Genomic DNA, 10304 nt, shown 5'->3' on the forward strand with positions numbered 1-10304 from the left:
CGCGCCGGCCGCGCCGAGCTGGCCTGCGCCGACTCCGACGCGGCCCTCCGCGCCCTGCTCGCCGCGCACCCGGCGGCGTCCGACATCGAGATCACCGCGCTGGGCCTCGAAGAGGCTTTCCTGGCGCTCACCGCCGAGGAGGCCGCCGCGTGAACACCACCTACCTGAGCCTGGAGATCAAGCGGATCGTCCGCAGCCCGCAGTTCACGATCTTCACCATCGGCATGCCGGTGGCGATGTTCCTGCTGTTCGGGTCGATCTTCGGCAAGCTGGTCGCGCCCAACGGCCTGCCCGCCGACGTCCAGACCATGATCAACCTGGCCGCGTACGGCGCGAGCGGCGGCGCCCTGTTCACCGGCACCCGGGTCGCGCAGGAACGCACCGATGGCTGGCAGCGTCAGCTGCGGCTCACGCCGATGCGCGGGCCGGGCTACCTGGTCGTCAAGGTGCTCTCGGCGATGGCCGTGGCGCTGCCGGTGCTCGTGGTGCTCTTCGCCGCCGGGCTCGCGATGGGCGTCGAAATGACCGCCGCCCAATGGGGACTGGTCCTGGTGTCGCTGTGGCTCGGCGTGCTGCCGTTCGCGGTGCTGGGCCTGGCCATCGGCCTGTTCGGCAAGGGCGACACGGTCGGCGCCGTCACCGGCGCGCTGATGATGCCGCTCGGCATGCTCGGCGGCCTGTGGATCCCGCTCTACGTCCTCCCGGACTGGATGGCCACGCTCGCGCACTTCTTCCCGACGTACTGGCTGGGCCGGATCGGGCTCGAACCACTGGCGCACGCCGGCGGCACGGGGTTCGCGGTGCTGGTGCTGGCGGGCTGGCTGGTCGTCCCGGCGTTGATCGTGGTGCGGCGGTTCCGGCTGGACACGGCCAGGCTTTAGATGCGTGTTAGCTTCCGTGCAGGTGCACGGAGGAGGGCGGACCGGGTGGAAGACGAGCCGATGTCGGCCGAGGAGTCGCTGAACCTGATCGCTCAGCAGTCCCGGCGCAACCAGCGCGAATTCGGCGGGGGCCCGGCGCGGATGCTCGCGGCCTGGGCCTTCGCCTGGATCGTCGGCTGGGGCTTCACCTACCTCACCACCCGGTCCTGGGTGGCGGTGCCCGGCTGGGTGGCCGGCGCCATCGTCGTGCCCGTGCTGTTCCTCTTCGCCATGGCCTACACCACCTACACCAGCATCCGCTCCGGCCGCGGCATCCGCGGGCCGTCCCGCACGGTCGGCGCGATGTACGGCTACGGCTGGGCGCTCGCCTCGATCGGGCTGCTGGTCGTCGACATCCGGATCACCGGGTTCTCGGTGCTCTCGGTGGACCAGGTGTCGCTGCTGTGGACCGGCACCTGGCTGCTGATCACCGGCGTGATGTACCTGGCGGGTGGCATGGTCTGGCAGGACAAGCTGATGTACGGCCTCGGCGGGTGGATGATCGTGTCGGCCGCGCTGAGCGTGCTCGTGGGCTACCCGGGCAACTTCCTCGTGCTCACGGTGTGCGGCGGGGGCGGGTTCCTGCTCGCCTCGATCGTGTACTTCGCCCGCGAGAAGCGCCGATGAGCGAACTGCCGCAGCTCGACCCCGTCATCCACGCGCAGGCCCGGCTGCGCGTCACCGTCGCGCTCGCCGGGCTGCGCACCGGCGACCAGATCACCTTCCCGCGGCTGCAGCAGCTCCTGGACATGACGGCGGGCAACCTCTCGACGCACCTGCGCAAGCTCGAGGACGCCGAGTACGTCGAAATCACCAAGGCCTACGAGCACCGCACGCCGGTCACGCTGGTCCGGCTCACCGCGGCCGGGCGCGCGGCGTTCGAGAACTACACGAAGGCGCTCCACCAGCTGCTGGACGCCACCGGCGGGGACTGACGTGGCCCGCTGGGTGATCCACCTCGACCTGGACGCCTTCTACGCCTCGGCCGAGCAGCTCACCCGCCCGACGCTGGCCGGGCGCCCGGTGCTCGTCGGCGGCCTCGGCCCGCGCGGGGTCGTGGCCGGCGCCAGCTACGAATCGCGGGCGTTCGGCATCAAGTCGGCGATGCCGATGGCGCAGGCCCGGCGGCTGCTGCCCGCGAACGGCGTCATCGTGCCGCCGCGGTTCCGCGTCTACGAGCGCCTGAGCCAGGAGGTCTTCGCCGTCGTCTCCGCGGTGGCGCCGGTGCTGGAGAAGATCTCCCTCGACGAGGCCTTCGCCGAGCCGCCGTCGCTCGTCGGTGCTTCGTTCGACGAGGTCACGGAGTTCTGCGCGTCGCTGCGGGCGCGGATCCGCGCGGAAACCGGCCTGGTGGCGTCGATCGGCGCGGGGAACGGCAAGCAGATCGCGAAGATCGCGTCCGACGAGGCCAAACCGGACGGGCTGCTGGTCGTGCCGCAGGGCACCGAGCGGGAGTTCCTGGCGCCGCTGCCGGTGCGCGCGCTGTGGGGGATCGGGCCGGTCGCCGAAGGCAAGCTGCGGTTCATCGGCGTCCAGACGCTCGGGCAGCTGGCGGCACTGTCCGAACAGGACGCCGTCGCCACGCTCGGCGGCGTGATCGGCCGCGACCTGCGCCGCCTCGCGACCGGCGCCGACGACCGCCCGGTGGCCGGGCGCGCCGAGACCAAGCAGGTCAGCGCCGAGACGACGTTCGACACCGACATCAAGGACCTGCCGACGTTGCGGGCGGAGGTCCGGCGCATCGCCGCGGGCGCGCACCAGCGGCTGCTCAAGGCCGAGCGCGTGGCCCGGACCGTGGTGATCAAGCTGCGGCACACGGACATGCACACGGTGACCCGCTCGGAGACGATCTCCGCCCCGACCGACGACCTGGCCGAGCTGGCCGCGACCGCCGAACGGCTGCTGCTGGACCCGGCGGAGTTCGGCGGCATCCGCCTGGCGGGCGTGGCCTACAGCGGCCTTTCGGTGCCGCACCAGGACGCCCTGTTCACCCTGGCGGCCCCGTCGGTCCCCGCGACGTCGACGGTGGTCACGGCGGCGACCCCGGCGCCCACCCCGCCTTCGGAGTGGCGCCAGGGCGACGACGTGGTCCACGAGGAGTTCGGCACGGGCTGGGTCCAGGGCGCGGGCCACGGCCGGGTGACGGTCCGCTTCGAGCACCGCACCTCCGGCCCGGGCGCGGCCCGCACCTTCCCCCAGTCCGACCCCGCCCTGACCCGCGGCGACCCCGGCGACTGCCTGAAGTAGCGCCTACTCCGCCGAACAGCCCCGCAGTTTCGCGACTTCCTGACCGGCCAGCAGGAACGCGCCGACGCCGTACGCCGAGGTGTCGTCCGGGTGAGCCGTCGCCGGGCGGTCGCCAACCGGCTGGACGTAGCCCAGCTTGCCGTCCGATTGCAGGGCCTTCGTCGACAACGCCGTCCACGCCTTGTCGACCACCGGGCGGAACCGCGACGCGTCGAGGATGCCCGCGGTGATGCCCCAGCCGATGCCGTACGTGAAGAACGCCGTGCCGCTCGTTTCCGGGCCGCCGTGGTTCCACGGGTTGAGCAGGTCCGCGTTCCAGAAGCCGTCGCGGCGCTGCAGCAAGGACAACGAGAACGCCATCTTCTTGAACACCCGCAGGTACTCCGGCCGCCGCGGGTCGTCCGTCGGCAGCACTTGCAGCACCTTCGTCAGCGCCGCCAGGGCCCAGCCGTTGCCGCGCGACCAGAACACGCCCGAGCCCTTGAACCGCTCGTCGCGGTACCACAACCCCGTGAACTCGTTGTACAGCTTGCGTTCCGACGTCCGGAACAGCTGGTCCATGGCGTCCAAATAGGACGGCTGGTGGTCGATCAGGCTCATCCGGGCGAACGACGGCATCGCCATGTTCAGCGCGTCGACGTAGTTCCAGTAGTCCCGGTGCCCGGCCCGCACGGACGCCACCTCGTCCTGGATCCGGGTGCGGATCGAGTCGAGCGGGATCTCGGGGTGGAAGTACGTGTACAGGTCCAGGTACGCCTCGCCGGCGGCCTGGTTGTCCGGGAAGAACGGGCGGTTCGGGTCGGACGGCAGCTGGTAGCCGTTCGCCTTGGCCCACGGGTACGTCTTGTGGTTGGACTGGCCGGTGGTCCGGACCAGCGCCAGGTTGCCGACGTGGAACGTCGCGTTCTGCCAGTCGGCGGGCTCGGGGTTCGTCCCGTTCGCGGCCCAGTAGTTGCCCGCGGCGACCATTTCGTCCGCGACGGCGCAGGGAACGGCGGCGGATGCGACCGGCGCCGTCAGCAGGCTGCCCGCCACGGCCGCGGCCGCGAGCGCGCCAAAGCCACGTATACCCGGGAAACGCATGAAAGCGTCCTCCTCAGCACGTCATGGCGGCGGGTCGGTCGCAGCGAGTGAAGCGCTTCCCGGTGGACGTGTCAAGGTGCCGGTGAGCGGTACGGCGCAACGGTTTCCAGCAATCTCCGCGACGCGGCTTCGGCCCCGTCGGCGTTCTTCGCCAGCACCAGCGTCAGCACGCGGGAATGCGCGACGAGCTCCATCGGCTCGCCGTGCGCCCGCAACGCCGCCACGACCGGCACCCGCAGCTGCGCGATGAGCGCGTTGCCCGAGGCACGGATCAGCGCCGCGTGGAACCGCGAGTCGGCTTCGCGGAACGCCGCCGCGTCGGACCGCTCGACCGCGTCCGCCATCAGCTCGTACGCCGCGGCCATCACCGACAGCTCGTCGGGCCGCCGGTGCCGCGCGGCCAGCCGCGCCGCCTGCGGTTCGAGCATCAGCCGCAGTTCCAGCAGCTCCCGCAGGTGCTCGCGGCGGCCGGGACCGTTGACGCGCCAGGCGATGACGTCCGGGTCGATCGCGTCCCACGCCTCGGGCGGCAGCGTCCACGTGCCGACCCGCGGCCGCGCGGTGACCATGCCCTTGGACTCCAGCACGCGCAGCGCCTCGCGCACCACCGTGCGGGACGCCGAGAAGCGCCGGCCCAGCTCCTCGGGGACGAGCGGCTGCCCGTCCCCGAGGACGCCTTCGACGATGAGCCTGCCCAGTTCGTCGACGATCCGGGCGTGGAGGTTCACTCGGGCAGGCCGACGCGGCGCTCCCCGCTGCGCAGCTGCTGCAGCACGACCGCGATCACGAGCAGGGCGCCGTGCGCGACGTTCTGCCAGAACGGGTTGATGCCCAGCCCGGACATGCCGTTGTCGAGCACGCCCAGGATGATCACCGCGAGCACCGTCGAAATGATCGAGCCGCGGCCGCCCTTGAGCATCGTGCCGCCGAGCGCGGCGCCGGTGACGGCCTGCAGTTCCAGGCCTTCCGAGCCGGACGTCGGCTGGCCGGAGCCGGTGCGCGCGGTGATCAGCACGCCCGCGATCGCCGCGACCACGCCGACGAGGGCGTACACGCCGATGATGTACCGGTTGATGTTGATGCCGGCCAGCCGCGCGGCGGTGTCGTTGCCGCCGATGGCGTAGACGTTGCGGCCGATGTCGGTGTACTTGAGCAGGAAGTGCAGCAGTGCCGCGACGATCAGGAACACCCACACCAGCGACGGCAGCCCGAGCACGGATCCCTTGGCCAGGAAGATGAACAGGTCGTCGCCGCCGGTGTAGCCCTGCGCCTTGCCGTCGGAGATCACCTGCGCGATGCCCTTGTAGGTGGCGAGCATCGCCAGCGTCGCGACCACCGGATTGACCCGGCCGAAGATGATGATCATGCCGTTGACCAGGCCGCACAGGATGCCGACGCCGACCGCGGCGAGGATGCCGGCCTCGGAGTTGCCGGTCGAGGTGAACACCATCGCCGAGACGACCGAGGCGAGCCCGGCCATCGAGCCGACCGAGATGTCCAGCGCGCCCAGGATGATCACCAGCGTCTGCACCAGGGCCAGCAGCCCCATGATGGTGATCGCGCTGCCGATCAGCAGCAGGTTGTTGGTGCGGAAGAAGTTCTCGTTCAGCACGCTCAGCAGGATCACCAGCGCGATGAGCGTGATGATCAGGCTGGAGTTCTGCACGCCGATGCCGGTCAGCACGCGGCGCGCGGCGCTCGGCTGTGCCGGGGCGGAGGGAGCCGAAGTTTCCTTGGTGGGGGTGCTCATGCGCCGATCTCCTGGGCTTCTTCCACGGCTGGTTCGGTTTCGGGGATGGCGAGGGTCAGCACGGCTTCCTCGGTCGCTTCTTCGCGGCCGATCTCGCCGGCCAGGCGCCCGGCCCGCATCACGAGGATGCGGTCGGCGAGCGTCAGCACCTCGGGCAGGTCGGACGAGATGACCAGGAGCGCGATGCCTTCCGCGGCGAGGCCGTCGATGATCCGGTAGATCTCGGCCTTCGCGCCGACGTCGACCCCGCGCGTCGGCTCGTCGAGGATCAGCAGCTTCGGCCGCCGCGCGAGCCAGCGCGCGAGGACGGCCTTCTGCTGGTTGCCGCCGGAGAGCTTCCGGACTTCCTGCTCCATCGACGGCGTCCGCACGCGAAGCTCGCGCACGTACTCCTCGACGAGCGCGCGTTCCTTCGCCCGCTTCACCACGCGGAAGCGGCGAAGGCGGTCGAGGACGGCGATGGAGACGTTGTCGCGCACGGACCGCTGCATCAGCAACGCGTCCGTCTTGCGTTCTTCGGGCGCGAAGCCGATGCCCGCCTTCACGGCGTCACCGGGGTTGCTCGCCCGCAAGCGCTTGCCGTCGAGGGTCACGGTGCCCGAGCGGATCGGCAGATCCCCGACGATCGCGCGGGCCAGCTCGGAACGTCCCGCGCCGACCAGCCCGGCCAGGCAGACGACCTCGCCCGCGCGCACCTGCAGCGAGATGCCGGTGACGTCGTCGGTCGTGACATCGTCGAGCTTCAGCACGACGTCGCCGGTGTCCTGGGTGACGCGGCGCTCGAGCGCCGAGAGGTCGCGGCCGATCATCATCCGGACCAGGCCGGGCTCGTCGGTCTCCGCGACCGGCTGGACGCCGACGAGCTTCCCGTCGCGCAGCACGGCGACGCGGTCGGCCAGCTGGAAGATCTCCTTCATCCGGTGCGAGACGTAGACGACCGCGACACCGCTGTCGCGCAGCCGCCCGATCAGCCGGAACAGCGCCTCGACCTCGTGCTCCGACAGCGACGACGTCGGCTCGTCGAAGGCGATCACCTTCGGCGGCGTGGCCGCGGTGAGCACGCGCAGGATCTCGACGATCTGCCGTTGCGCGGCCGACAGCTTGACGCCGAGCGTCGCCGGGTTGAGGACGCCCTCGAAGCCGTATTCGGCAAGCGCGTCCTGCGTGGCCTTGATGAGCGTGCGGCGGTTGAAGACCCGCGCCTTGGCGGGGAGCTCGCCGACGAAGACGTTCTCCGCCACCGAAACGTGCGGGATGATCTCGGGTTCCTGGTAGATCACGCGGACCCCGGCGGCCATCGCCGCGCGCGGGGTGTCGAACGCGACCTCGGTGCCGTCCAGCAGCAGGCGCCCGTCGTCGGGGCCCTGGTCACCGGAGAGGACGCGCAGCAGCGTCGACTTCCCGGCGCCGTTTTCGCCCATCAGCGCGAGGACTTCGCCGGCGCGGAACTCCAGCGAGACGTCGTCGAGGGCGGTGACCCCGGAGAAGCGCTTGCCGATGCCCTCGACGGCGAGCGCGGGTGAAGAGGAGGACATGGTCGCCTTCCGTACGGCGGTCGTGAGTGTTTGGTCGGGTTAGAACCCGACCAAACACTCACGAGGGGTCGGTCAGGTGCAGTTGACGCCGGCCTGCTTGTAGTTGTCCTTGTTGACGATCGTGGTCTTCGCGATCGTCTCCGCGGGCAGCTCCTTGCCGTTCTTCACCTTGTCCACCAGCACCTGGATCGCCGAGCGACCGACCTCGGCGCCGGAGATGTAGAGCGCGGACTTGTTGCCGGTGTCCTTGCCCGCGGCCCAGTCCTTGCAGGTGAGGTACGCGCCGAGCCCGACGCCGATGATGTTGTTCGCCTGCACGCCGGAGTTGGCCAGCGCGGTCACGACGCCGGTTTCGTTCTCGTCGTTGCAGCCCCAGACGACCCAGTGCTTGACGCCCGGGTTGGAGCCGATCACCGCACCGGAGCGGTTCTGCGCGTCGACGGGGGAGTTGTCGGTGCCGACGTCGATCACCTGGACGTCCGCGCCGCCCGACTTCTGGAACGCGGCCTTGGCGGCGTTGACGCGGTCGGTGCAGACGGTGAGGTCCTGCTTGTAGGCGCTGATGATCTTCGTGTCGGCGGCGGTCCAGCCGGCGGCCTTGAACAGCTTCCCGGCCTCGGTGCCGACCGAGTCGCCCATCTGGCTGCCGTTGAAGCCGACGAACGGGGCCTTCGCGCCGGTGCCGTCCTTGATGACGTCGTCCGAGGCGATGAGCGGGATGCCCGCGCTCTTCGCCTTGTCGATCACCTGCGGGCCGATGGCCTGGTCCGGGACGACGATGGCGACGCCGTTGGCGCCCTGCGCGACCGCGGCGTCGAGTTCGGTGATGGCCTTGTTGGCGTCCTGGCCGAGGTTGACGACCTTGAGCTCGACGCCGAGTTCCTTCGCCTTCTCCTGCGCGCCCTGCGCCTGCTCGACGAAGTACTGCTGGTCACCCTGCTTCTGCAGGTAGTACAGCGTGATCTTGCCGTTGGCCGGTGCCTGCTGCTGGGGTGCGGCGGTCTCTTTGCCGGAGGAGCAGGAGGCCAGCAGAGCGCCGGAAATCAAACAACAACCAACAGCGCTCCAGGCGCGCAGCCTGTGCGAGTGTGGGGACATCGTTGCTCCCAAGGAGGCCGGGGTTCGAGTGGCGCGCGCGGGCGCCGCTGAGTGACTGGTATTACAAAACACCCGTTCGTGCAGCGTCAAGCCGCAGTTAGCAGAGCGAGACCTACTCTACGTAGTTGCATCGTGGCACACGTGGGCCTCATTTATCGTATTTTTTCCCCGCTGGGCTGCGCGTTGTCCGGTTTTGTCCTGTGCGAATGTTCTGATCGGTGTTGTCGACTGTGGTGGGAGTTGTCGATGATCGGGATGCCCTCTCTGCCGGGTTCGCCCGGCTGGCAGGATGGCCGGACGACAGCAGGAGGGGACCGATGACGAAGCACCGCGTCGCCGCGCTCGCCGGGGTCGCCGTCCTGGTGGCCGGCTGCAGCAGCCCGCCGCAGTCGGGTCCGGCCCCGACGCCGTTCCCGGAGACCGGATCGTCCACGGCGGCCGCCCCGGACGGCTCGTTCAGCGTCGTCGCGACCGGCGACGTCCTGATCCACCCGGCCCTGACCGAGCAGGCCGAGGCCGACGGCGGCGGCAAGATCGACTACCGGCCGCTGCTGGCCGGGATCAAGCCGCTGATCTCCGGCGCGGACCTCGGGATCTGCCACCTCGAGACGCCGCTGGCGCCGGAAGGCGGGCCGTACAGCGGGTACCCGTCGTTCAGCGCGCCGCCGGAGATCGCGGACGCGCTCAAGGACACCGGCTACGACACGTGCTCGACGTCCTCCAACCACACGATCGACCAGGGCGCGGCCGGGGTTTCGCGCACGCTGGACAAGCTCGACGCGATCGGCGTCAAGCACACCGGCTCGGCCCGCTCGGCGTCGGAAGCGGCGAAACCGCTGATCCTGGACGTCCACGGCGTCAAGGTCGCGCAGGTTTCGTACGCGTTCGGGTTCAACGGCATCAAGGTCCCGGCCGGGAAGCCGTGGCTGGCCAACCAGATCGACGTCGACGACGTCCTGTCGGCGGCACGCAAGGCGCGCGAGGCGGGGGCGCAGGTCGTGATCGCGAGCCTGCACTGGGGTGTCGAGTACCAGCACGAGCCGACGGCGGAGCAGCGGTCGCAGGCCAAGAAGATCCTGGCGTCCGACGACGTCGACCTGATCATCGGCCACCACGCCCATGTGGTCCAGCCGTTCGAGAAGCTCGGCGAAAAGTGGGTGGCCTACGGGCTGGGCAACAGCATCGCCCGCCACTCGGACCCCCGCGGCGACACCGAAGAGGGCACGGCGGCCCGGTTCCGGTTCGTGCGTGACGGGGAGCGGTGGAAGGTCGACAAGGCGGAGTACGTCCCGACGCTGATCAAGCTGGACGACCCGATCCGGCTGATCGACTTGTCGACTTCACCGGCGTCGGCGCAGGTCACCAAGGCCCTGTCGGACACGGACAAGAACATCTTGAGCTTGGGGGCGGACAAGGACGGGTTGACCCGCCCGGGCAAGTGAGCTGAGGGTCCCGGCGGTCCGTACGATCGCCGGGCTTTGCCGGTGATGGGGCGTCCTGGCCGGATCGGTCGCGCCGGGTGTTGGCGTGTGCGGCCGCGCCGGCTCGTCGGCGTGCGGCGCTGCCGGGCTTTGCCGGTCACGGGGTGGTCTTGGCTGGTTCGGCCGCGCCGGGTGTTGGCGCGTGCGGCCGCGTCGGCTCTCCGGCGATCGGGCGCCGCCGGGCTCGCCG

General features: G+C 70.5%; 10 protein-coding genes and 1 pseudogene. 6 read left to right on the forward strand and 5 right to left on the reverse strand.

Annotated features, from left to right (window positions below; genetic code table 11):
• From G3I65_RS56920 to G3I65_RS02270, 5 genes and pseudogenes are all read left to right on the forward strand, one after another.
• Positions 1-153, forward strand: a pseudogene (locus G3I65_RS56920) (ABC transporter ATP-binding protein); the annotation flags it as partial.
• Entirely contained in the window at positions 150-881 is a 732-nt protein-coding gene (locus G3I65_RS02255; RefSeq protein ID WP_160694257.1) for an ABC transporter permease, read from the forward strand. The pseudogene G3I65_RS56920 and the gene G3I65_RS02255, both read left to right, overlap by 4 nt.
• Before the next feature lie 45 nt (positions 882-926).
• Positions 927-1547, forward strand: coding sequence for a hypothetical protein (locus G3I65_RS02260; RefSeq protein WP_160694259.1), 621 nt, complete (start codon positions 927-929; stop codon positions 1545-1547).
• Positions 1544-1855: a transcriptional regulator gene (locus G3I65_RS02265; RefSeq protein ID WP_160694261.1), complete on the forward strand. Its 312-nt coding sequence runs from the start codon at positions 1544-1546 to the stop codon at positions 1853-1855. The genes G3I65_RS02260 and G3I65_RS02265 overlap by 4 nt, the downstream gene beginning before the upstream one ends.
• Before the next feature lies 1 nt (position 1856).
• Entirely contained in the window at positions 1857-3167 is a 1311-nt protein-coding gene (locus G3I65_RS02270; RefSeq protein ID WP_160694263.1) for a DNA polymerase IV, read from the forward strand.
• Between the two features lie 3 nt (positions 3168-3170).
• Here G3I65_RS02270 and G3I65_RS02275 read toward each other — a convergent pair whose 3' ends face one another.
• The 5 genes from G3I65_RS02275 to G3I65_RS02295 all read right to left on the reverse strand — a co-directional run bounded on the left by G3I65_RS02275 (position 3171) and on the right by G3I65_RS02295 (position 8582).
• A complete protein-coding gene (locus G3I65_RS02275; RefSeq protein ID WP_160694265.1) occupies positions 3171-4250 on the reverse strand; it encodes a glycoside hydrolase family 88 protein in 1080 nt (359 codons plus the stop codon).
• A 71-nt stretch (positions 4251-4321) separates the two neighbouring features.
• Complete coding sequence (locus G3I65_RS02280; RefSeq protein ID WP_160694267.1) at positions 4322-4978, reverse strand: FadR/GntR family transcriptional regulator; 657 nt, start codon at positions 4976-4978, stop codon at positions 4322-4324.
• Positions 4975-6000 carry an ABC transporter permease gene (locus G3I65_RS02285; RefSeq protein WP_160694269.1) on the reverse strand — a complete coding sequence of 342 codons (1026 nt, stop codon included), beginning with the start codon at positions 5998-6000 and terminating at the stop codon, positions 4975-4977. The genes G3I65_RS02280 and G3I65_RS02285 overlap by 4 nt, the downstream gene beginning before the upstream one ends.
• Positions 5997-7535 (reverse strand): sugar ABC transporter ATP-binding protein, encoded by a 1539-nt coding sequence (locus G3I65_RS02290; RefSeq protein ID WP_160694271.1) that lies wholly within the window; start codon positions 7533-7535, stop codon positions 5997-5999. Before G3I65_RS02290 ends, G3I65_RS02285 begins: the two co-directional genes overlap by 4 nt.
• Positions 7536-7607: 72 nt before the next feature.
• Positions 7608-8582 (reverse strand): substrate-binding domain-containing protein, encoded by a 975-nt coding sequence (locus tag G3I65_RS02295; RefSeq protein WP_160694273.1) that lies wholly within the window; start codon positions 8580-8582, stop codon positions 7608-7610.
• Positions 8583-8950: 368 nt separating this feature from the next.
• Here G3I65_RS02295 and G3I65_RS02300 point away from each other — a divergent pair, with 368 nt between their 5' ends.
• Entirely contained in the window at positions 8951-10075 is a 1125-nt protein-coding gene (locus G3I65_RS02300; RefSeq protein WP_160694275.1) for a CapA family protein, read from the forward strand.
• Positions 10076-10304: the final 229 nt, after the last annotated feature.

It is taken from the genome of Amycolatopsis sp. SID8362, assembly GCF_010550475.1.
Classification (GTDB): domain Bacteria; phylum Actinomycetota; class Actinomycetes; order Mycobacteriales; family Pseudonocardiaceae; genus Amycolatopsis; species Amycolatopsis eburnea.